The sequence below is a fragment of the Paenibacillus glycanilyticus genome (assembly GCF_030161375.1).
GTDB lineage: Bacteria > Bacillota > Bacilli > Paenibacillales > Paenibacillaceae > Pristimantibacillus > Pristimantibacillus glycanilyticus_B.
In genome coordinates, this window is the sequence record NZ_BSSQ01000015.1 from 77,679 (window position 1) to 99,987 (window position 22,309).

The 22,309-nt window shown below is 50.0% G+C and carries 21 protein-coding genes; 2 read left to right on the forward strand and 19 right to left on the reverse strand.

All coding sequences use genetic code 11. From position 1 onward, the window contains the following. Positions 1-2: 2 nt before the first annotated feature. From QQK89_RS19220 to QQK89_RS19250, 7 genes are all read right to left on the reverse strand, one after another. The gene (locus QQK89_RS19220) at positions 3-962 is read right to left on the reverse strand and encodes an ABC transporter permease (protein ID WP_284240274.1); all 960 of its coding nucleotides are present in this window, start codon (positions 960-962) and stop codon (positions 3-5) included. Positions 963-1,242: 280 nt separating this feature from the next. Further along, positions 1,243-1,755: an adenine phosphoribosyltransferase gene (locus tag QQK89_RS19225; RefSeq protein WP_284240453.1), complete on the reverse strand. Its 513-nt coding sequence runs from the start codon at positions 1,753-1,755 to the stop codon at positions 1,243-1,245. Between the two features lie 44 nt (positions 1,756-1,799). Then, positions 1,800-3,833 (reverse strand): single-stranded-DNA-specific exonuclease RecJ, encoded by a 2,034-nt coding sequence (gene recJ / locus QQK89_RS19230; protein WP_284240275.1) that lies wholly within the window; start codon positions 3,831-3,833, stop codon positions 1,800-1,802. Between the two features lie 24 nt (positions 3,834-3,857). Beyond that, positions 3,858-4,730, reverse strand: a complete 873-nt coding sequence (locus tag QQK89_RS19235) for a cation diffusion facilitator family transporter (RefSeq protein WP_284240276.1) — start codon at positions 4,728-4,730, stop codon at positions 3,858-3,860. Positions 4,731-4,769: 39 nt separating this feature from the next. After that, entirely contained in the window at positions 4,770-5,690 is a 921-nt protein-coding gene (gene secF / locus QQK89_RS19240; protein WP_284240277.1) for a protein translocase subunit SecF, read from the reverse strand. Further along, positions 5,680-6,912, reverse strand: a complete 1,233-nt coding sequence (gene secD / locus QQK89_RS19245) for a protein translocase subunit SecD (RefSeq protein WP_284240278.1) — start codon at positions 6,910-6,912, stop codon at positions 5,680-5,682. Before secD ends, secF begins: the two co-directional genes overlap by 11 nt. Positions 6,913-7,006: 94 nt before the next feature. Beyond that, complete coding sequence (locus QQK89_RS19250; RefSeq protein WP_284240279.1) at positions 7,007-7,246, reverse strand: post-transcriptional regulator; 240 nt, start codon at positions 7,244-7,246, stop codon at positions 7,007-7,009. Between the two features lie 232 nt (positions 7,247-7,478). Here QQK89_RS19250 and spoVB point away from each other — a divergent pair, with 232 nt between their 5' ends. Further along, positions 7,479-9,035: a stage V sporulation protein B gene (gene spoVB / locus QQK89_RS19255; RefSeq protein ID WP_284240280.1), complete on the forward strand. Its 1,557-nt coding sequence runs from the start codon at positions 7,479-7,481 to the stop codon at positions 9,033-9,035. Positions 9,036-9,093: 58 nt separating this feature from the next. Here the strand turns inward: spoVB and QQK89_RS19260 are convergent, their stop codons facing one another. Next, complete coding sequence (locus QQK89_RS19260; protein ID WP_284240281.1) at positions 9,094-9,834, reverse strand: DUF421 domain-containing protein; 741 nt, start codon at positions 9,832-9,834, stop codon at positions 9,094-9,096. A gap of 116 nt (positions 9,835-9,950) precedes the next feature. Beyond that, entirely contained in the window at positions 9,951-11,270 is a 1,320-nt protein-coding gene (locus tag QQK89_RS19265) for an ArsB/NhaD family transporter (protein ID WP_284240282.1), read from the reverse strand. A 147-nt stretch (positions 11,271-11,417) separates the two neighbouring features. Between QQK89_RS19265 and QQK89_RS19270 the strand changes: the two genes are divergently transcribed. Then, complete coding sequence (locus QQK89_RS19270; RefSeq protein ID WP_284240283.1) at positions 11,418-11,810, forward strand: TIGR04086 family membrane protein; 393 nt, start codon at positions 11,418-11,420, stop codon at positions 11,808-11,810. A gap of 86 nt (positions 11,811-11,896) precedes the next feature. Here the strand turns inward: QQK89_RS19270 and yajC are convergent, their stop codons facing one another. The 10 genes from yajC to QQK89_RS19320 all read right to left on the reverse strand — a co-directional run bounded on the left by yajC (position 11,897) and on the right by QQK89_RS19320 (position 22,211). Continuing rightward, positions 11,897-12,211, reverse strand: coding sequence for a preprotein translocase subunit YajC (gene yajC / locus QQK89_RS19275; protein ID WP_284240284.1), 315 nt, complete (start codon positions 12,209-12,211; stop codon positions 11,897-11,899). 31 nt (positions 12,212-12,242) lie between these two features. After that, positions 12,243-13,379 (reverse strand): tRNA guanosine(34) transglycosylase Tgt, encoded by a 1,137-nt coding sequence (gene tgt / locus QQK89_RS19280; RefSeq protein WP_284240454.1) that lies wholly within the window; start codon positions 13,377-13,379, stop codon positions 12,243-12,245. Between the two features lie 53 nt (positions 13,380-13,432). Further along, positions 13,433-14,479 carry a tRNA preQ1(34) S-adenosylmethionine ribosyltransferase-isomerase QueA gene (queA, locus tag QQK89_RS19285; protein ID WP_284240285.1) on the reverse strand — a complete coding sequence of 349 codons (1,047 nt, stop codon included), beginning with the start codon at positions 14,477-14,479 and terminating at the stop codon, positions 13,433-13,435. Positions 14,480-14,487: 8 nt separating this feature from the next. Next, positions 14,488-16,587 carry a SpoIID/LytB domain-containing protein gene (locus QQK89_RS19290; protein ID WP_284240286.1) on the reverse strand — a complete coding sequence of 700 codons (2,100 nt, stop codon included), beginning with the start codon at positions 16,585-16,587 and terminating at the stop codon, positions 14,488-14,490. After that, positions 16,587-17,030 carry a thiol-disulfide oxidoreductase DCC family protein gene (locus QQK89_RS19295; RefSeq protein WP_284240287.1) on the reverse strand — a complete coding sequence of 148 codons (444 nt, stop codon included), beginning with the start codon at positions 17,028-17,030 and terminating at the stop codon, positions 16,587-16,589. The genes QQK89_RS19290 and QQK89_RS19295 overlap by 1 nt, the downstream gene beginning before the upstream one ends. 5 nt (positions 17,031-17,035) lie before the next feature. Continuing rightward, a complete protein-coding gene (gene ruvB, locus QQK89_RS19300; protein WP_284240288.1) occupies positions 17,036-18,037 on the reverse strand; it encodes a Holliday junction branch migration DNA helicase RuvB in 1,002 nt (333 codons plus the stop codon). A gap of 21 nt (positions 18,038-18,058) precedes the next feature. Further along, positions 18,059-18,697, reverse strand: a complete 639-nt coding sequence (ruvA, locus tag QQK89_RS19305) for a Holliday junction branch migration protein RuvA (protein WP_284240289.1) — start codon at positions 18,695-18,697, stop codon at positions 18,059-18,061. After that, positions 18,694-19,194 (reverse strand): crossover junction endodeoxyribonuclease RuvC, encoded by a 501-nt coding sequence (gene ruvC / locus QQK89_RS19310; RefSeq protein ID WP_284240290.1) that lies wholly within the window; start codon positions 19,192-19,194, stop codon positions 18,694-18,696. The genes ruvA and ruvC overlap by 4 nt, the downstream gene beginning before the upstream one ends. 151 nt (positions 19,195-19,345) lie before the next feature. After that, entirely contained in the window at positions 19,346-20,002 is a 657-nt protein-coding gene (locus QQK89_RS19315) for a BofC C-terminal domain-containing protein (protein WP_284240291.1), read from the reverse strand. A gap of 124 nt (positions 20,003-20,126) precedes the next feature. Then, on the reverse strand, positions 20,127-22,211 hold the full coding sequence (locus QQK89_RS19320) for a LysM peptidoglycan-binding domain-containing protein (protein WP_284240292.1): 2,085 nt from the start codon (positions 22,209-22,211) through the stop codon (positions 20,127-20,129). Positions 22,212-22,309 lie beyond the last annotated feature (98 nt).

A 22,309-nucleotide genomic window follows, 5' to 3' on the forward strand; every position in this document is an offset into this window, starting at 1 on the left:
ATTTACCATAAGCTGTTGCCCGTTCTTCTTGCCAGCAGATTGGCAAAGGTAAGCAGGCCAACGCTTATTATCGCTTTGAACAGTCCGACCGCCGTTGCGTAAGAGAAGCGCTGCCCCGTTATGCCGGTTCGGTACACGTACGTATCGAGCACATCGGAGACATCCCTCAAGACGGGATTGACGCCAAGGAGGAGCAGATCCTCGAAGCCCGCACTGAGCAAATTGCCGATTGCGAGAATGAGGAAAATAATAACGACCGGCATGATTGTTGGGATTGTAATCATAAAAATTTGCTTGAACCGGCTAGCCCCGTCAATCGAAGCCGCTTCGTACATGTTCGGGTCAATCCCGGCAATCGCGGCTAAGTAGACAATTGAGCTGAACCCGATTTCTTTCCAGATGCCCGTTGTCACGATAATGGTCCAGAAATATTCCGGAATAGCCAGGAAGCTGATCGGCTCTTTAATCAGATGAAGGGACTCGAGCAAGATGTTCAAACTTCCGTTTTCAACCGAGAGGATCGACATCGCAAAGCCCGACACGATTACCCACGATAAAAAATGCGGCAAATAGCTGACCGTCTGTACAACGCGTTTGAAATACATGTTTTTCACTTCATTCAGCATCAATGCAAGCACGATTGGCGCCGGGAAACCGAATAGCAACTTCAATGCGCTGATGATGATCGTGTTGCGCATAACCCGTTCAAATTCCGGAGCATGGAAAAACATCTCGAAATGCTTGAAACCTACCCACGGACTATCCAAAAAGCCTTTGAAAATGTTGTAATTCTGAAAAGCGGTTAACACCCCGTACATCGGTATGTAACTAAATACAAAGATAAGCAGGAGCGCCGGAATGACCATCAATTGCAAATCCCATTGCTTCAGAAAACGGCGGAGCTTGGATGATCGTTTCTGCGCTTGTTGTCTCTCTACAACGGCTGCGGTGACCTCTGCCATTCGTAATCCCCCTTCATTCGCATACATTTGCATGCATTGGTCTTGCTTCTATTGTAGAAGCCGATGAGGGTTCGTTACTATTTGCCTGACCAACGAAAAATGATACTTTTCAATCGAATCATGTTATTATTCATAACACTGAATTCCGATGTATGCGATTGCATTTGAGACCATAAATTTGAATCCGTTTCCAACTAACATCAATTGACAGGTGTATGAAAATAAAAAAACTGTCCCTTTCGCTTCATGCGAAAAGGACAGTTCGGGAAAAAACTATATTTTAGTAGGTAACCAGCGAGAATACTTCAACGCCTTCCAGCTTCTCGCGGCCAGTCAAGTAGGACAGCTCAATTAGGAAAGCCGCGCCAACCACTTCGCCGCCAAGCTGGCGGACCAGATTCATCGACGTTGCGATCGTACCGCCCGTTGCGAGCAAGTCATCCGCAATAAGCACGCGTTGACCAGGGGAAATCGCGTCCTTATGCATCGCCAAGCTGTCGTTGCCGTATTCCAGGTCGTAGCTTGCTTGGATCGTCTCGCCAGGCAACTTGCCGCTTTTGCGGATTGGCGCGAAACCTACGCCAAGCGCTGTAGCAAGGGGAGCGCCAATGACGAACCCGCGCGCTTCAGGACCTGCAATAATATCGATTTGAAGATGCTCAACGGCTTTGCGGATTTCTTCGATTGCCGAGCGGTATACGTTACCGTCCTTCAGAAGAGTCGTAATATCTTTGAAACGGATGCCTGGTTGTGGAAAATCGGGGATCACCCGGATGTAATCTTTGAAATTAATGTCGCTCATTCTTTGTTCAATCCTTTCTCTACTTCCCATTTCAATTATGCCATTACTTCGTTTGGAACATACGGCGAACGCAGCCTGTCGGCCTCGCGTTTCGCCTCCTGATACCGCTCGGAGGTACCAAGATCGCGTTTTTGCGGCGCTTCAACGACGACAAAATGACTGCCTTCCACCGCGATAAAACCAAGTTCGAGGAATACTTCCAGCATGACGGTAATCGTCTGCTCCGGCCAGCCGCATTGTTCGGACAGGTACGTCTCCAGCCCCTTCACCGGAATGCGTTGCTTCCGTTTAAGCAGCTGATAGACCTTTCCGAAATGCTCCCGCTCCGGAAATCTGGCAAGCGCTCCTCCAAAATAAAGATCGTGAATGTGCAGCTGGGCTTTGCGCTGACCGTTCCATTCGTTGATTGACAGTTCCCCGACGAGATCAACCGGTAGACCGGTTTGAAGCTGTTCAGATAACTGTCCTAGTCCGAAACCTACGGCGTCGAGCGCGGTACGTCCGCTTCGCAGCGCAAGCTTCAAGTGCCTTGAATCCTTGCCCATCGTTCTATAGTCCGATAACTCCGCAGACTGCAGAAGAAGTCTAGGCGACGGGTTACCTGCCCCAAACGGCTCGAGCAGCGCAAGCTGTCCAATCGTGCCCACGCTTGCATCCTCAATAGAGCATACAAGATCGATAGCCGTCTTCGGAATCCAGTCCTGCTCCGTCAACCATTCCATAGCCAGCTCTCCAAGCTTCACTTCAAAAGCTTGCAGATTGTCCCGGTGCAAACTCATGCCGGCAGCTGCCTGATGGCCGCCATAATGGTCGAGAAGTTCATCGCATGCCGTTAATGCCGCATGCAAATCATAACCATCAATGGATCTCGCCGAGCCTTTGCACATTCCGCTCTCCGGATCAATGCCAAGGATGATAACCGGCTTATAATAACGCTCCAGAATCTTAGAAGCAACGATGCCAATTACCCCAACGTTCCAGCCTTCACCCGCCAAGACGATAACGGCAGCCTCCTCGCTTGCGGCAGCTTGAGCGGCTTCTCTTTTCCCCTGCCACTGCAAATCCGCTTCCTTCACGATTCCGTCTACAATCCGCTGTCTTTCCTTATTTAGCACGTCTAACGAAGACGCGGCACGAATCGCCTCGTCATAATCTCCGGTCGTGAGCAGCTCAACCGCGCGTTTCGCGTGATCAAGCCGGCCTGCCGCATTAATGCGCGGCGCCATGCCAAAGGCAACCGTGGTGGAAGTTACATCATTAAGCTCGATGCCGCATGCTTCCGACAATGCACGGAAACCGGTATTATCGGTATTGCTAAGCCTTGCAAGCCCTGCCCTGACAAGCACCCGGTTCTCGTCCGTCAGCGGCATAATGTCGGCAATCGTCCCAAGGCATACGATATCGGTCCATTCCATTGGCGGGCGCCCCATCAGAGCTGTAGCCAGCTTGAAAGCAACGCCAACGCCGGCTAACCCTTTGAACGGGTAAGGACAATCTTCGCGTTTGGGATTTACAACGGCAACCGCATCCGGAATCTGCTCAGGCGGCTCATGATGGTCAGTAACGACAATATCGATGCCAAGCTGCTTCGCATATTCCACTTGCTCATATGCGCTGATGCCCGTGTCCACCGTTACGATGAGACGAACGCCATCGGCGGCAGCCAAATCGATCGCACCGTTGTTTAAGCCGTAGCCCTCCAAAGCGCGATGCGGAATATAATAATCAAAGGAATAGCCTAACTCGCGAAATACATGTACGAGCAATGACGTGCTGGACACGCCGTCCGCATCGTAATCCCCATAAATCCGAATGAATTCATTCTCCTCTGCCGCCTTCTGAATCCGGGCAACGGCTTCCTTCATTCCTTTCAATAAATAGGGATCATGCAATCGGTCTTCGCCACCGCGCAGAAAAGTTTCAGCCGCCTCCTGCTCCCTGTAACCTCGCTGTACAAGCAGCTTGGCAACAAGGGGAGGAATACTTAAACTCTTTGATAACTGCTCTGCCGACTGTTCATCTTCTTTGCTCCAAGGCGCCAAATTCCAGCGTGTTTTTGCTTTGATCACACCGATGTTCAACCCCTTTCCATTCTATTGCAGAAGCGTTGGCATATGCTCCTGATTCGGATCATGATTCGACTTGTACGGATAACCAGGATCATAAGGCTCTACATGGATGGTTACGTCTGTTACGTGACCGAACCTCGTCAGCAGCAGCTGCTTGACCCGCTTCGCAATTTCATGGCCTTCCAATACCGATATACGCGGGTTTACGCTAATGACAATATGAGCTACGACATAATGGCCCTGTTCTTTCGCTGTAATGGATTCTACGGTGATAACTCCTTCTACGCGCTGAATCAGCTGCATCAGAACTTCAGTATCCTCGTTTGGAGAATCCTTTCGCGCATCTTTGCGAACAAAACCCGAAATCGTACGATATCCGCTTACCATGACAATAACGGCAATGACAATAGCAGCGGCAGGATCCAAATAATAAAGAGCCGGCAACGCTGCCGCTTTGCCAAGCAAAGCTCCTCCGGTGCCAACAAGCGCCGCCAGCGAGCAATATAAGCTTGAACCTCTCTCCTTGTTGGAGAAGAACAGCTCCTTCGCAAGGAGACAAACAAGAACTGCTACGAGAGCGCTCCAATGCGGCGGCTGATCCACGCCTTCCGCGATTGAACGAATCGCCGAAATCCCGATCTCCAGACTGGTAATAAGAAAAAATACGGCAAGGAAAACATTCGTCAGGGCTTCCGCGCGTTGCTGCCCACTCTGTTTAGTCGAAGACAAAGCAAAAGCGGCGGCACATTCTGCCGCCGTACGGAAGGCATCGGCGAGCAACGATTTGCTGCCCGCCAGTCCGCCTACTATGCCTTTAAACAACGCCAGCGCCGCAGTTCCCCATAAGCCTGCCTGAACGGCGGGCTTTGCCTCCGCAAATCGTTGTTCGGTTGACATCTATGCCTCCAAATAAATTAGATTCTGTCTCTGCCTAACTTATACTGCTTTTTTAGCTGCTGCTTTTGTAGACGGCTTTTGCTTGCTTTTCATAACCATCCACAGCGGTGCCGCGATACAGATCGAAGAGTACGCGCCGCTGGCCAGACCAATCATCTTAGCGAGAGCGAACAGCTTAATCGATTCGCTGCCGAAGATGAATAGACAGGTTGCGATAATGAGAACGGCAAGTACCGTGTAAATATTACGCGCCATCGTCTGCCACAAGCTTTGGTTCACAAGATCGCCAATTTGATCGGCGTTTTTCGTTTTGGCAAAGCGGAGATTCTCGCGAATCCGGTCAAAGATAACAATCTTATCGTTAATCGAGTAACCGATTGTCGTCAGTACCGCCGCGATAAACGGAAGGTCAACCTGCAGACGGAAGATCGAGAACATGGTGATAACAACAAAGGCATCATACAAAATCGCAATGTTAGCTGCCAATGCCATACGCCACTCAAAACGGATCATAACATAGAGCATGATCGCAACGCTCGCGATAATTACCGCATAGATCGCTTTTACACCCAACTCCTGCGCCATATCCGGAGATACGACGTTAACCTCGGAGGATACGTTATCGCCGTATTTCGCTTTGAAAGCATCCTCAATGGCTTGTACCTTCGGCTGTTCAAGAACATCGTCGAAACGAGCCGAAACGCGGTCACCGTTCGTCCCGCCAACGGTAGGCGTAACATCCGTATAGCCTTGTCCTGCAAGAATATCTTTGGCTTCTGCCTGGGTAATCTTCTTGCCTACGAGAATATCCATATTCGTACCGGCCTTGAAGTCAACCCCGAAGTTCATATGGAAGATGCTGACCATCAAAATACCGACTAGCGTCAAAATCGCTGAGAACATGAAAAACTTGTTGCGGTGTTTAATGAAATCGAACCGAACCTTCGTATTATAGAGCACGGATTTCTGCCTCCTTCACGCCGTAGTAGCCAGGTTTAGTAAAGAGGTTACTGCGGATCAGCAAGTGAATCAGCAGACGTGCCAAGAAGATGTTGGTCACGATACTGACGAGAATACTGAAGATCATCGTCAAAGCAAAGCCCCGGATCGCGCCATTGCCGATAAAGTACAAGACAGCACAAGAAATAATATTCGTTACGTTCGCGTCCATAATGGTACGGAACGAGTTCTTCGAACCTGCCTTCAGAGAGGACAGCAAGCTCTTGCCGCTGCGAATCTCTTCTTTGATCCGCTCATACATAATGATGTTGGCGTCAACCGCCATGCCTATACCAAGCACAAAGGCCGCGATACCCGGAAGCGTTAGCGTCGCATCCATCAGCTCAAATACGACAACAAGCAACCAAGTATAAGTGATAACGGTAATTCCCGCAACAAATCCGGGAACCCGGAACATGATAATCAGCAAGATCAAAATAATGACCGTACCGATCACGCCAGCACCTACAGTATCTTCAAGCGACTTCTGGCCAAGTTTGGCGCCTACGCTTTGCGTATAAATTTCCGTCAGCTTCAGCGGCAATGCGCCAAGGTTGATCGTATCTTTCAGGTTATTGGCTTCATCCAGCGTATAATTGCCTGAGATTTGTGCCGAACCGCCCGTAATCGGATAGTTGACCGAAGGGCTGGACAGCAGTTCGTCATCGAGGTAAATAGATAACGTTTTGCCAGTCAGCTTAGTTGTAACATCTTCGAATTTCTTTGCGTCTTTCAATTTAATGGTGATCATTGGTTTACCCAATTGGTCGAATTCAACCTTTGCACCATTTTGTACGAAGTCATTGCCTTGAAGCTCTACAGTTCCGTCCGGACCGCGGAAGGTCAGATTGACCGGCTTTTTCAGCATTTCTCTGATTGCCGTTTCATCCTGCACGCCAGGAATTTTTACGCGGATCCGATTATTGCCTTCGCGCGTAATTTCAGGCTCAGTCGTTCCCGTGGAGTCAATCCGTTGTTCCAGACTGTGAGCCGTTTCCTTGAGCGATTCAGGCGTTACCTTCTCGCCGCCTTCAAGCGGAGAAGCTTCATATAATACCTCGAATCCGCCCTTCAAGTCAAGACCTAGCCGGATACCTTTGACCAGATCCGGGCTCGTCCAAGCGATGGCGCCAAACATGATGACAACGACCGCAAGGAAGGCAGTTAATCTCTTCCAGTTCATACGTACATAGTCCCCCTTAAGATCTCAATATTCCTATTATACTTAGGTTGTACTTGCGTGTAAAACTCCGCGCAAAAAAAAGAAAACCCTTCCATTAGAAATGGTTTCCCCGAAAAGCGTTCAGCGTCATAAAATTCATAAATTTTGTCACTTTTAAGGACAAGATATCGTTTACGATTTGATGAAGCTCCGGCTGACCGGTTTTTTTATACTTCTCGCTTACGCATTCCCAAATTTCTTTCCCCGTAACATGTTCATATCCGATGAGATGAAATTCTTCCGCTTTGCTGTTGCACAGCTGCTCGATCACGCCGTTCAAATCCTCATCTCCCACGGCTTTCTCCTCCTCCTGGCCTTGCAAATGTCCCACATGCTGATAACAATCCTTTTATCTATTCGCTACTGATTGTTGCTTTTCCTGCTGAACCTTTGGAATTGATAAATTTGGATGACCGGGAGGGAATGACTCATGATTCGGACATGCCGCGCATAAAGATGTACGGAAAGCCTGTCTCCTGTCTTTTGGGGTTATGAAGGCGGGATTATTGAAGAGATGAGGGCGACAAATGACGAAGCAAACATTTATAAAAGGGGCTATGATTCTGTTGGCCGCCGGCATCATCAACCGGTTGCTCGGTTTTGTACCGCGTATTGCTCTCCCGCGGATTATCGGAGCGGAAGGCGTTGGGCTGTATCAGCTTAGCTACCCGTTCCTGACCGTGATGCTGACGGTTATTACGGGGGGCATTCCGCTCGCGATTACCAAATGGACGGCAGAGGCGGTATCTCGCGGCGACTCGTCGCGGGTCAAACAGATTTTCCGGACCGCAATGGCATTAACGATTGTGCTAGCCGTCATAATGACCGCCGCTCTTCTCTTATTAGCCGAATGGATAACTAAACATGTGTTGACCGATCCGAGGGTTTATCAAAGTTTTCTTGTGATGACGCCTCTTATGCTCATAATCGGCATTTCATCCGTCTACCGGGGATATTTCCAAGGCAAACAAAATATGATCCCTTCCGCCACTTCTCAAATTGTTGAAACGGTGATCCGGATTATCGGGTCGCTTACGTTTGCCTCCATGTTGCTTCCAAGAGGGATAGAATGGGCGGCAGCAGGCGCAATGCTTGGCGTAGTTGTTGGTGAAGTTGGCGCTTTAGCTGTTCTGCTGTGGACTTATATTAAAGAGCGGACCAAATTAAAGCACGCCAATGAGCACAACGATTCGCCCGATGAGAAAAACATAACCGTGCTTCGCCGTTTGCTTGACCTGTCGATCCCGGTTACAGGCAGCCGAATGGTCGGATCCTTGTCTTATTTGCTGGAATCCATTCTTACCGCTAGAAGTCTTGCGGCAGCAGGCATCGCCACAGGCACGGCAACCGCTTTATACGGTTCCCTGCAGGGCATGATTATTCCGTTGCTGCTGCTTCCTACCGCTTTAACGTTCTCGCTTGCTTCTTCTCTCGTGCCCTCCTTATCCGAAGCCGCGGCAAGAGGCGATAAAGCGACCATTCATAAAAGAATGCATCAGTCGATGCGGCTTGCGCTAGTCGCCGGCGCCCCGTTTGTCGTCGTGATGTGGCTATTTGCCGAACCGATCTGCCGAATCATGTACAACCACGCCGATATTGCGCCCATGCTGAAGTTAATGGCACCGGTTGGGATTTTCGTGTACCTTCAAGCGCCTTTGCAAGCGGCGCTTCAAGCGCTAAACAAGCCCGGTACGGCGCTTATGAATACGTTCATCGGGGCGGCAGTCAAGCTCATGCTCATCACTATGCTCGCTTCCAAGCCCGAGCTTGGCATCTACGGCGCGTTAATTGCAATCAATGTCAACATTGTACTCGTAACCATTCTGCACGGTATTAGCGTATTGCGTTTTATAGGCTTTCATATGCAAGTGATGGATTTCGTAAAGGTTGGAGCAGCCATGCTGATTATGGGGGCTGCGGCAAGCTGGATTATGAATACAAAGCCGTTAACGTTGGAATGGATCAATCTGATTCTCGCTTGCTTCATCAGTATGATCATCTATCTGGTTCTAATGGTTATTATGAAGATTATTGACCGGTACGATATGGCGAGAATCCCACTGCTCGGGCAATGGTTCAAATAAAAAAAGCCGGCTTCTTGCCGACAATCCCTCCTCGACCTGCCTTCAGGAGGGATTGCGGCTAGAAGCGCGGCTTTTTGTCGGAATCGATAAACAACTTTCCTTTATGGTCAATCGTGCACAGAAACACTTCCTTAGAATCAAACACACCTTGCTCCTGCAGCACATTTTTCAACCAAAATCTCGTTTTGTCCAGCTTCGCCAAATTCTCATCTTGCACCTTGCCGTCCATAATAAGCGGAATGGGCAACATCTCGAACCGGAATTGCGCCGGGGTCTTTACTTCAGGTTTAACTATTGGGGCTGTATCTTTCTCTGTATTTGCCTTTGGTTCCTCTTGTCTTCCGTCTATATCGTCCTTCTCAATAACCGATAATTTGCCGGTCGTCTCCAAGATGGCAAACTCGACGTCGGCAACATTAGAAATTTTGTTCTCCCTTAATTGAAGCAGAAGATCATCCAGGTTATAGCGCTGCTTGCGCATCACATCCCGGTTCAGTTTTCCTTTGGCAATAATGAAGCTTGGTTTTCCGTCAAACCATAATCTGAGTTTGCGGTTTTTCAGGGCAATAAAGGCAATTCCGATCTGGATCAGCAATAGAACCACCATCGGCAAGATGCCTTCCCACATGGACCGGTCAACATCTTCAATGACAATAACCGCAATCTCTGCAATCATGACGGAGATGACTAGATCAAATACGGATAACTTGCCTATTTCCCTTTTACCCATAGAACGCATGATCAGAAATACGACGAAGTAAATGAATACGGTTCGGAGCAGCACACTCCAATATTCCATCCTAACCGCCTCCTCGATTTTGTCATGCCTGCCATCTGAACAGCCCGTACAGCTATTCTGACCTTCGGCCTCACACATCATGCGATTCGAGAAGTAACGAATTATGGGTAAATAACCTATGGAAGTATAATAAAATAGATATATATGGTTGAGATCACAAGGGCAACCAAAGTTAGCGGAGCACCAATCTTCAAATAATCCATGTAGCTGAAGCCTTTGCCTTCACGCATGGCCAGCCCTGCTACAACGACATTGGCCGATGCGCCAATGAGCGTTCCGTTGCCGCCAAGACATGCGCCAAGCGATAAAGACCACCATAATGGATTGAGATCATTCGGATTTGTAATATTCATCTGCACGCCCAAATCTTGAATAAGAGGGATCATCGTTGCGACATACGGGATGTTATCAATTGTGGCGGACGCAACGCCGGATACCCACAAAATAAGCATAGATGTCTTCGTCATGTCTCCCGAAGTCAACTGCAACGTTACATTGGCCAAATCCGAGATGATATTGGTCTCAATCAAGCCGCCAACGAGCATAAACAATCCGATAAAGAAAAAGATCGTTTCCCATTCCACGAAATCAAACGCCGCTTCCGCATCCTCCCTTTTCACTCCGATCATCATGAGCAGCGTAGCGCCGCCAAGCGCGATAACGGCCGCTTCAACATCAATGACCGAATGCAGAACAAAACCAACAATCGTCAGCAATAAAATAACAAGCGATTTGGTCATCAGCTTACGATCCTTGATATTATCCTCTGCTTTAAGCGCCATAAGCTGCTTCTTGGATTCCTCGGATACAATGAGCTTCTTCCGGTAAATCCATACAAGCAAGAAAATCGTAACGGCCAGAATAACGAGAATAACCGGTGCCAAATGAATGAGGAAATCATTAAACGTCAAGTTATCATTAGCTGAACCGATCATAATATTGGGCGGATCGCCAATTAACGTCGCCGTGCCGCCGATATTGCTGGATAGGATCTCCGCAAACAGAAACGGTACCGGCGTAATATTCAATATCCGCGTAATGGAGAAGGTGATCGGAACAATAAGCAACACCGTGGTCACATTGTCCAGGAAAGCAGAACCAATCCCCGTCAACAACGATAAGATGATAAAAATCTTAACCGGATCTCCCTTAGCGGCTTGCGCTGCTTTCACTGCGGCATATTGGAACACGCCGGTCTTATTCGTTATGCCGACCAGAATCATCATTCCGATTAATAAGAAGATGGTTTCCCATTCAATATGTTCGGAAAAAGCTAAATTCATATCCAGCACGCCAAGCACAATCATGATGACTGCGCCAAACAAAGCGATCACCGTACGGTTTATTTTCTCCGTAATAATGATGGCGTACGTGGTCAAGAAAATAACAACAGCGGCAACGACTTGCCACTGTGCAGGATGGTATAGATGCTCCAAACGATCAACTCCTAGTTCCGTAAATAAGACATAAAGCAAATTATACAAAAAAGATGCAAATAACGTCCAGTCTGTCCCAATCGGCTGGTCTATTCCGCCTGGCTTGACCATAAGGTGTACTAATAGTCTTGTACAAGGGGGGATAACATGAATTCGACCAAATCAATTGTCCGGCCGCCTCGTATCGGTTCTCCGCTGATTGCAGGTGTCATCTTCTCGATTATTTGGCTGGCAATTGGGGCTTTGTTGCTGTCATTCCTGCTCTACTTCAGCGGCATGAAGGAAAATAACCTGCCTCAGTATTCGCTTGCCGTCCACGGCTTCTCCGCTCTTGCAGGCGGTTTTGTATCGGGCAAACGCTCAGGCGCTAAAGGTTGGTATCAAGGCGCTTTGCTTGGTTTGATCTACGGCATCACGGTATTGACCATCGGCTTTCTTGCAGCGGACAGCGGGTTGTCGGCCAAAAGTGCCATGATGTTGCTTGCCGCCGTGCTCGCCGGAGCATTTGGCGGGATGATTGGCGTCAATCTGAAGAAATAATGCGTATCATTCCTGCACATACTACATACATCAAGGTCAATGAAAAAGAAGCTGACTATAAAAGTCAGCTTCTTTGCATGCGTGAATTATTCCGTTGCTGCCGGAGCGCTGTTCAGCACGGAGCTGATTGCGCTGCGGTCGAACGTCATCTTCGTTGTATCGTTTACGCGAAGAACAACAACGTCGTCCGACAATTCAACGATCGTGCCTTGCAGGCCGCCGATGGTTTGAATTTTATCGCCCTTCTTCAGTTGGCTAAGAAGAGAGTTGCGCTGTTTCGTTTTCTTCTGTTGCGGACGGATAAGCAAGAAATAAAAGACCGCAAACATCAGAATGAAAGGCCAGATCATCTGAAAAATATTCGTGCTGCCAGCTGAGTCTGCTGCCAAATATGTCATCATGGAAATTCCCCCCTTTCCCTAAAATCTAAGCTTAAAAGCCCTTCTCGTTATTAAACAGGCCATACTGTGTGAAAAACTCGTCGCGGAAATCTAGAAGCCGGTCTTCCATAATTGCCTGACGTACCCCACGCATGAGCTCTAATAGGAAATGCAGGTTGTGATAAGTCGTAAGTCGAATGCCAAAAGTCTCGTCCGCCTTCAGCAAATGGCGGATGTAAGCCCGCGAATAGTTCTTGCAGGTGTAGCAAGAGCATTCCGGATCAAGCGGTCCAAAGTCTTCCGCAAACTTCGCGTTGCGGATAACCAGGCGCCCTTGGCTTGTCATCGTTGTCCCGTTCCGGGCAATACGCGTCGGTAATACGCAGTCAAACATATCTATGCCGCGGATCGATCCTTCAATTAGGGCATCCGGCGAACCTACGCCCATCAAATATCTTGGTTTGTTAGCCGGCAACTCCGGAACAGTATAATCGAGCACATCGTACATCAAATGCTTAGGCTCGCCTACGCTTAGTCCACCAATAGCATACCCCGGGAAATCCATGGAAGTCAAATCTTTCGCGCTTTGAATCCGAAGGTCTTTGTACATGCCGCCCTGCACGATCGCAAACAAACCTTGGTCATGTTTGCGGGCATGGGAATTGAGGCAACGTTCTGCCCAGCGGGTTGTCCGTTCAAGCGATTGCTTCACATAATCATAGTCAGCCGGATAAGGCGGACACTCGTCAAAGGCCATCATAATATCCGACCCTAACGCGTTCTGAATTTCCATTGCTTTCTCGGGAGAGATAAACAACTTGTCCCCGTTCAGATGCGAACGGAATTGGACGCCTTCTTCCGTAATCTTGCGCATCTCGGAAAGACTGAACACTTGGAAGCCGCCGCTGTCGGTCAGAATCGGCCGGTCCCAGTTCATGAATTTATGGAGCCCGCCGGCTTTACCGACAATCTCATGGCCAGGGCGCAAGAACAAGTGATACGTATTGCTCAAAATAATTTGAGCATCCATTGTTTTTAATTCTTCCGGACTCATCGTCTTCACGGTTGCTTGCGTTCCAACCGGCATAAAGGTAGGGGTCTCAATGACGCCATGCGGGGTGTGAACTCGTCCAAGACGTGCGCCGGACTGTTTGCAAACTTTAATTAATTCATATTTTACAGCCACTATTCATTCTTCCTGTCTTTATGGAATTATCGTGCTCGTATCAAATTCAATATAGGCTAATAGATAAACATGGCGTCGCCAAAGCTGAAGAAGCGATATTGTTCGCGAACGGCTTCATGATAAGCCTTCATGATCGCATCCCGTCCGGCTAACGCGCTGACCAGCATGACAAGCGTCGACTTCGGCAAATGGAAGTTTGTCAGCAAGGCATCTAACAGCTTGAATTTATAACCCGGAAAAATAAAAATATCCGTCCATCCGCTGCAGGCCTCGATCGGACCGCCGTCAAATCTTGCGGCAACCGTCTCAAGCGTTCTTGACGAAGTCGTGCCCACAGCTATTATACGAGCTCCAGACGATTTGGCTTCATTTATTATTGAAGCATTATGTTCGTCCAGTTCGTAATACTCCGAATGCATCTCATGCTCTTCGACTTTGTCTACGGACATCGGGCGGAAAGTACCAAGACCGACATGCAGGGTTACATATGCAATCTTAACCCCTTTGTCCTCCAGCTGCCGCAGAAAATCAGTTGTAAAATGGAGACCTGCCGTAGGTGCAGCTGCCGAACCTTCATGTTTGGCATAGACCGTCTGGTATCGCTCCCGCTCTTCCAGCCTCTCTTTGATATACGGAGGCAAAGGCATCTCGCCAAGCCGGTCAAGCAGCTCTTGGAATATGCCTTCATATTGGAACCGAATCGTTCTCGCGCCCATATCGCCTTCATCTTCAACGAAAGCGCGGAGCAGCGGCTCACCGTGGCCGTTATCGCCGAACCACAGCTCCGAGCCTACCTTCATCCGCTTAGCCGGCTTCGCTAGCACCTCCCAACGGTCTCCTTCCAGTTGCTTCAGGAGAAGAAGTTCAATCTTTGCGCCCGTATCCCCCTTGATCCCCATCAGACGCGCCGGAAGAACGCGGGTATTATTCAGTACAAGCACATCTCCCGGATTCATATAATCAGCGAGATCGGTAAACGTGCGGTGCGCAATGTCACCGGTCTCTTTGTTAAGCGCCAATAGTCTCGATGCCGTGCGCTCTGCGAGAGGCGTCTGGGCGATCAAATGCTCCGGCAATTCGAAATCAAACAAATCTACATTCATCGAATCAATCATTCCTTAGCGATGGTTACATCTTTATAGTAGTATTGCAAGATATAAGAGTAGTCATACCCTTGCTGTGCCAGTCCAAGCGCTCCATATTGGGATAATCCGATTCCGTGGCCGTTTCCTGACCCGACGAAACGGAATGAAGGATCTTTGGTTGTAGCGCGAAGATGGTTATCTCCGTTCATGACCATGACATTGCCGTCTGCCTGCGTAACTTTCCCGCCGGCTTGAATCATGTATACCGGCTGTGCGGACGAAGTCTTTGTGCGGGTGGAACCGCCAGCTCCAAGCATCGTTACCTTCGCGGTTTCATCCACTTTGAACAACGTACTAGGCAAGCCGCCAAGCGCAGAACGAAGCACATCAGGATATTTTACCTTGTAAGGCTGTCCGTTGACAAGCAATTGCGTAACACGCCCGGATGGGCCCGTCGATCCAGCCTGCAGAGATGTTATTGGTCCCGTTACGCTTGCTTGCTTTGTCATCGTTGCGATAAGCTCCGAAGAAGTAAACGGTCCTTTCACCCAAGACATCGCGTTATTCTCAACGGCCTTGTCAAGAACGGCAACCGCTGTTCCTTGGTTCACTTGTCCGACTAGAGGGAGCGAATCTTCTACTTTCGGGTTTTTCCTAACCTTCGTACCGTCTGTGTTCACGGTCATCAGTTTTACGCCTGCTGCATTCGTCTGGCCGGAATCGGTGAGCAGATCCTCGCGGATATAACCTGTCTGATTATTTGGCAGCACAACCCGGTACCAGGTGTACAAGCCTTTCTCCGACGAACTGTCGCTTGGACTCGATACGCTCTTCAAGTAAGCAACGGAATTACCCCAGATCTCTGAAGCATCGGCCGTTTGACCGCCGCCATTCGATGAGAATAATGCTTCGATCAGCTTGCCGTTATACAACATAACTTCACCGGCGGTCTCATCTACCGCTTGAATCGTTGAAGGCTTCTCCGTAATGGTACCTTGATATTCCTGGCTGCTCACGCTATCCACAACGTTGGCAATCTGGAAACCCGCGCCTTGATAAAGCGCATAGGTTCGTGCCGATACCGCCTGCGCCTTCAAAGCTTCCAGCGGCCATGACGCCATCATTTCCCCGCCAACCACGGAATATAAATATTGCTCGGTAGGCAGTTCGTTGACGACCGCTAGCTTATCGTTAAATTCACTAACCTCGAATTGTCCTCGATAAGTTCTGCCGCTGCGCTCCGTCAGTTTAATCGGGCTATCGCCGGCAGGCATAATCCGAACCTTTGCATTATTAATTGGAAAAGCATACAGCTTAACGGGGCTGCCGGCTTTGCCGGTTAACGTATGGTCATTGCGTTCGAGCAGATAAGCCGAGTCATCCGCTTCCTTCAGTCCGCTGCCCGCCGCGCCGGCAGCTGCCTTCACCACGGATAACTCAGCCGAGCTCGCCGCCGCTCCGACAAAGACGGAATATTTCACGCTGCCGCCCGAATTGCGGACACCTACAAAAGCATCCACACCGGCAGCGCCGAATGCTTCGGAAGCTTTCAACGCCTCGGCTTCGGAGGCGTACGTTGATGCGCTTTCCAGGTGGAACGGACCTTGTATCGCGGCTTTTGCACTGCCGATCAGCTTGCTAAGCGTACTGTCCGAGCTCCATTTCGCCATAGCGGTTGTTGCATCCGCCGAATTGCCGTATGTACCTTCCGTTACCTGATAAACCGTACTGCCTTTTTTATTAAGAGAAGTTATAAAACCGCTGCCCGACAGAGCCTGAAGCCGTTTATAAACGGCAAGGGCGGTGTCAAAGCTTTCCGTCTCGACGACTCTAACCTTGTAATCGTCTTTGGCAACCCGAGACTGTTCATTTGCTCCGATATTCAACCACGGTACGGTTCCCGCGGGATCGCTCATGCCTATGGTCAAACCTCCAGCAGACGCAAAAGTAGCTGCTGGCGTATTTACTTGATATTTCCCCGGCAATTGCAAATAGATGGCGACACGAATCGTATCTAGCTTCGGTACGGCGCCAAGCGAAGGCTTGGCCCACCAGGTCGAGACAACCAACAGTCCGGCGATCGTAAGCAGCGTCAGTCGCTTGAACGACCATCGTTGAAATTTCATCAATGATTCCCCTTTCCCCTCTCATGTTGCGGCGGCAAGGCGCAGCCATTTACGGAACAGCTTTGTTCGGTACGTCCAAACCAGTCATATCTTCGTTTTGCAATATAGCGGTACACCAAGTCGCCAACCCGGCTAAGGCCGGGTAGCCGATAAAGCATTGCGAGCAGCCGGAAGCCGTTTATCGTTCGCAATATCCGGACGACGCCGTCGGCACCGGCGTATAGCTGCCCTTTCTCGTCTGCGACGTGCATCTTCTCGTATAACTCCGTTTCGGCAACCTTTTCAATGCCCGGCACCTTAACTCCCGCTTCCTTAAGCGATTGCGCCGGAACAAAGATCAGCTCCGCGTTCGAGCGGAGCTCCTTCAGCTTGGTCACTGTCCCAATGCACAGATTGCAGGTGCCGTCATAAACGACGTACAACTTCTCCCGCTGCTTCCTCATACGCCTCACCTCTCTGGTATCGGCACTCCTAAATGACGATAGGCTTGATCCGTTGCAATTCGGCCGCGCGACGTCCGTTGCAAGAAGCCGATCTGCATCAAATAAGGCTCGTATACATCTTCAATCGTCTGGCTTTCTTCTCCGATCGAAGCCGCAATCGTATCCAGACCAACCGGCCGGCCGGCAAACGTCGTCATCATCGCGAGCAACATTTTATGATCAATACTATCGAGCCCAACCGGGTCAACCTGCTGCAATTCAAGCGCGGATTGCGCAATCTCATGGGTTATAATGCCGTCGCCCCGTACTTGCGCATAATCGCGGACCCGCTTGAGCAGTCGGTTCGCAATACGCGGCGTACCTCTCGAGCGCATCGCAATCTCTTCCGCGGCTTGCCCGATAATGGCAATATCAAAAATTTCGGCAGAACGGGATACGATATAAGCCAGTTCATCCACCGTATAAAACTCCAAGCGGCTAATAACGCCAAACCGGTCCCGCAGCGGAGCAGACAATAGCCCCGCCCTTGTCGTTGCGCCAATCAGCGTGAATGGCGGCAGGTCCAACCGGACGGAACGGGCACTTGGACCTTTGCCGATCATAATATCAAGCGCGAAATCCTCCATCGCCGGATATAATACTTCTTCAACCGTACGGTGAAGGCGGTGAATCTCGTCAATAAAGAGCACGTCGCCTTCCTGCAGATTCGTAAGCAGGGCCGCGAGATCGCCGGGACGCTCAATGGCAGGTCCCGATGTTGTGCGCAGATTGACGCCAAGTTCGTTAGCAATAATGTTGGACAACGTTGTTTTCCCAAGTCCCGGAGGTCCGTACAGCAACACGTGGTCAAGCGCTTCCTTCCGCATCTTGGCCGCATCTATATAAATCTTCAAATTTTCCTTCGCTTTGGATTGCCCGATATATTCAGCCAAATACCGGGGACGCAGACTGAGTTCCATGGCCTGCTCATCCATCATGAGGTTAGCGGATATAATCCGGTCATCCACCCTTGTTCAGCTCCTTTTCCATTAACCTTTAAACAGCTGCTGCAGGGCACGTTTCATTAATGAGTCTACCGTTTCCTCTGCCGATACCGATGGCGACAGCACGCTCCATGCCTTATCCAGCTCGGCAGCGGTGTAACCAAGCGCAGAAAGCCCCTCTCGCGCTTCTTCCCATGCTGTTCCGGTGCCCAGTTGCGCGCTTGCGGCAGAGATTGGCTGATGAGGCGCAAGTCCCGCCGCTGCAAGCAGTCCCGCATCCGTGGCAAAACCCGCCAGCTTATCCTTCAAATCAAGGATCATTCGCTGAGCGGTCTTTTTGCCGATGCCCGGAAGTCTAGTCAGGAACGCGATATTCTCCTGCTGGATTGCGCCGATTACCGCATCGGGACGCCCTCCGGCCAGTATTCCGAGCGCTACTCTTGGTCCGATGCCGGATACTTCAAGCAGCTTGCGGAACAAGGTCTGCTCTTCTCTGGTTTCAAATCCGTATAGTAGAATCGCATCCTCGCGGACATGATGATGAATATAAATAGTGACGGTCTCCTCTTTGCCCGCAAAGGCGTAAGGATTAGGCGTAAACACTTGGTAACCGACATCTCTCACATCTAAGACGACGTATTCCGATTCCACATGGGAAATAAGTCCGCGTAAAAAATCAATCATCGAAGCACCTCGTTAATTTTTTGCGTCATACCTGAAGCATGGGCATGACAGATCGCTACTGCCAGCGCATCCGCCACATCGTCCGGCTTAGGTATAGCCGACAGCTTAAGAAACATTTTGACCATTTCCTGTACCTGGCGCTTCTCTGCTTTGCCATAACCTACAACGGCCTGCTTCACTTGAAGCGGCGTATATTCCGCAACCGGCAATCCCCGTTGGGCAGCCGCCAGAATAATGACCCCTCTAGCCTGCCCGACGGCAAACGCCGTAGTTACGTTGCGGTTGAAGAACAATTTCTCCACCGCGACGGTATCCGGCTTATACTTATCCATAAGGGCAACAGCCGAATCATAAATCTGTACAAGCCTCTCTTCTTGAGGCGTATGGGCAGCCGTCTGAATGCAGCCATATTGCACCGGCTTCAGCTTATGGCCTTCTTTATCAATAAATCCAAACCCTGCAATCGCTATACCGGGGTCTATACCAAGAACGCGCAATCCGCCAACTCCTTTGCGGCAGTATTTTACCGCTTCTTATCCGTCCATTATAGCAAAAGTTGGTCCGTATGAGAACACGCGTTTGAGATTGGGAGCCTCGGCATGAAAAAACCTCCCGCAAAGAAGCAAGCGGAAGGTTTCCGTCATCCGATTAATAAGTCGGTTTCATGACTTTTTGATTAGCCGGCATCGCAAAATCGCTGTACGTGGACAAAACGCTGTTGTATTCGTCCATATCGGATATTTGTATGCCTTCGGCAAGGCGATCTACCTTATCTTGCGGCAGACTGCTCTCCATGTATCGGACATCAAGCTGGAAAAAGGTTTTTACCACCTTCTCCTTCTTGGGAGCTCCTTCAAATAAGGATAAAAAACCCTGCTTGTCCAATCCCATATATACATTGCCTTTGCAAGACTGGGAGAAATCCTCGATATTTTGTTCCAATAGCACCGTTTGTCCATCTTGAGACAACATTGCCGTCCATTCAGGATGCGACATCAGAATGCGGATGACCTCCGCCGATGTCATTTGGCCAAAGGGCTGGGTTTCATCCCCGCAAATGTATCGCTTGTGCAATTGAACCGCAAGCGGCTCTTCATGCTCTTGCAATATGCGGATCAAGCCTGGATTCCCTTCTCCCGGTTCCTGAGCGGCGCGAGCTTCATCCGATGCCGACACGGGCGTGCCATAAGCCGTGACTGCTACCGCCGTCAAACCTATCAAGAACGAGCCAAGCGTCCACATTGGCCGCCTGCTTCTTCGCAATCTTTTTTTCAAATGCTTCCATAAGCTAAACTTCATCAACATAATAAAGGCCCCTTGTTTTTCTTTTTGACCTAGTTTAACTCAATGCTTCCATAAATATGTATGTATATAAAAAAGCATTCAGCCTCCTGCCTGAAAAAAGGCAAGAGGCTGATTAGGATCGGCATTAACGGTTAATCCAAGGCTGGCTGTTCCGGTTTCCTTTTCTGGACTTAGGAGCAACTGAACGGATTTTAGCCGTTTTGCGCGGTTTTGATTTTTTGCTTGCGAACTCTGCTTCGACTGGCTCTTCTTCGATACGCTTGCCGCCATGGCAGCCGCATGGATCATCTTGCGCGCCTGCGGTTTGACCCGGCCAGTAAGAATAAGGAGTAAAACCTTGTGCTCCTGCAACCGGATTGCCATAACCATAGCCGTAGCCCATTGGAGCAAAGCCGGCTGGCGATACGTTAGAGCCAAGCGCCATTGGCGCCGCATTAGAACCAAGAGCGGTCGGGCCTACGTTCGAGCCAAGAGCCGTCGGGCCGACATTCGAGCCAAGAGCCGTCGGGCCGACATTCGAACCAAGAGCCATCGGCGCTACATTAGGGCCCATTGCTTCTGGAGACACCATTCCCGGATGGCCATACCCATAACCGTAACCGTAGTCAGGACCCATTTCTGCCGGGGATACCATTCCCGGATGGCCGTAACCATAGCCGTAGTCTGGGCCCATGCCAGCAGGCGATACCCAGCCAGGACCGTAGCCGTAACCGCCGGCAGGACCTGTCATCTCCGGACTAACAAACGTTGGAGCGGCATTATTGTCCGCTAGAGCAGCCGGAGATACATTGTCTGGACCAAAGCTTGCCGGCGACACCGCTCCTGGCCAGCCGTAGCCATAGCCGGGACCCATCTCTGCCGGGGATACCGCTCCTGGCCAGCCATAGCCAGGACCCATCTCTGCCGGGGATACTGCAGTTGGGCCGTAGCCGTAGCCATGGCCAAAATCTGGGCCGACATTTGCCGGAGACACTGCCGATGGACCATAGCCGTAACCTGTTTCTGCTGGAGATACGGCAGTTGGACCATAACCATAGCCATACTCCGGACCTACGCTCGCCGGAGAGACGAATCCATATCCTCCCATTGCCGGGCTTACCGCAGCCGGGCTTACGTTTGCCGGCGCATTGTCGCCAAGCGCGGCTGGAGCAACATTGTCCGCGCCAAGAACCGGTGAAGCATTCTCCGAACCAAATACAGCAGGCGATACGTTGCCCATTCCATAACCATAACCAGGGCCAGCAGCGATTGGCATTGTTCCAGGAGGGCACCACGGTCCTTCATTTGCAGGGCTTACATTGGATCCCGGCCAGCCGCCATAACCGTAGCCAAATCCAGGTCCAACTTGCATTGGAGATACCATAGGCGCCATATTATTGCCGTAACCGCCATGGTGATGCTGGGAAGCTGCCTCAACGGCAGGAACGCCGAATTGCTTGAACAAATCAACGCTAGGTTGCAGATTCGGTTCCGCATTGGATTGCATAATAGGAGCGACATTCGCTTTCATTTTCGGCTGAACGTTCGCTTCCATATTAGGTTTCATGTTTGGTTTCACGTTCGCCGCTTCTTCCGCGTGTTTCGCTTTTTTATCCGGCGATTTTTGAACCGGCAGCGCTTTTTTCGCAGGTTCTTTTGCAGCTGGCGCTACTGGAGTGACGATTGGCGCGGTTGGCGTTTTCCCCGCAGGCGCAATTGGCGCCGTCGGGATTTTTTGAGCCGGCGTTTGAGCAGACGGCATAACGCCTGTCGGTTTTTTGCCTACCCAATTTTGTACGCCGTTCATAAGCGACATCGGGTGAAGCGGATGATGCGCGTTGCCCGTACCTTGTGCGGTAACTCCGCCGCCAGATTGCATCTCTGTAGGAGTAGCCGTTTTAGGGATGTTGACAATTTCGCCGGTCAAAAGCACATTCGGGTTTTTAAGCTGCGGGTTTGCTTTAATCATGTCTGCCAGAGGCACTCCCCAAGCTTTCGACAGTTTCCAAAGCGTATCCCCTTGCTTCACTACGTGCTGATGCATAATGTCCATCCCTCCTGTTCCTCCGCCTGCTTCACTAGTTGATGGAACTTTTAGCTTCATTCCGACATCCAGCATATCCGGGTTCGTAATGGAAGGGTTCAATTTTAAAATGTCGTCAATCGATACATTATGTTTCTGCGCAATGAAATACAATGTATCGCCTTTCTTTACTACATGGATTTTCACTAGCCAAAAACCTCCTGTCACGTACTTTGTGTAACGGCACGGCGAATGCCTGCTATCAATCCTTACATCCTATGCAGAACATAGGCTGGTGTCTCCAC

Bases quoted from the DNA above. Each gene is read 5' to 3' on its own strand.
- QQK89_RS19220 (WP_284240274.1), bottom strand. From the start codon at position 962: ATGGCAGAGGTCACCGCAGCCGTTGTAGAGAGACAACAAGCGCAGAAA.
- QQK89_RS19235 (WP_284240276.1), bottom strand. From the start codon at position 4,730: ATGTCAACCGAACAACGATTTGCGGAGGCAAAGCCCGCCGTTCAGGCA.
- secD (WP_284240278.1), bottom strand. From the start codon at position 6,912: ATGAACTGGAAGAGATTAACTGCCTTCCTTGCGGTCGTTGTCATCATG.
- spoVB (WP_284240280.1), top strand. From the start codon at position 7,479: ATGACGAAGCAAACATTTATAAAAGGGGCTATGATTCTGTTGGCCGCC.
- QQK89_RS19260 (WP_284240281.1), bottom strand. From the start codon at position 9,834: ATGGAATATTGGAGTGTGCTGCTCCGAACCGTATTCATTTACTTCGTC.
- QQK89_RS19270 (WP_284240283.1), top strand. From the start codon at position 11,418: ATGAATTCGACCAAATCAATTGTCCGGCCGCCTCGTATCGGTTCTCCG.
- yajC (WP_284240284.1), bottom strand. From the start codon at position 12,211: ATGATGACATATTTGGCAGCAGACTCAGCTGGCAGCACGAATATTTTT.
- queA (WP_284240285.1), bottom strand. From the start codon at position 14,479: ATGAATGTAGATTTGTTTGATTTCGAATTGCCGGAGCATTTGATCGCC.
- QQK89_RS19290 (WP_284240286.1), bottom strand. From the start codon at position 16,587: ATGAAATTTCAACGATGGTCGTTCAAGCGACTGACGCTGCTTACGATC.
- QQK89_RS19295 (WP_284240287.1), bottom strand. From the start codon at position 17,030: ATGAGGAAGCAGCGGGAGAAGTTGTACGTCGTTTATGACGGCACCTGC.
- ruvA (WP_284240289.1), bottom strand. From the start codon at position 18,697: ATGATTGATTTTTTACGCGGACTTATTTCCCATGTGGAATCGGAATAC.
- QQK89_RS19315 (WP_284240291.1), bottom strand. From the start codon at position 20,002: ATGTTGATGAAGTTTAGCTTATGGAAGCATTTGAAAAAAAGATTGCGA.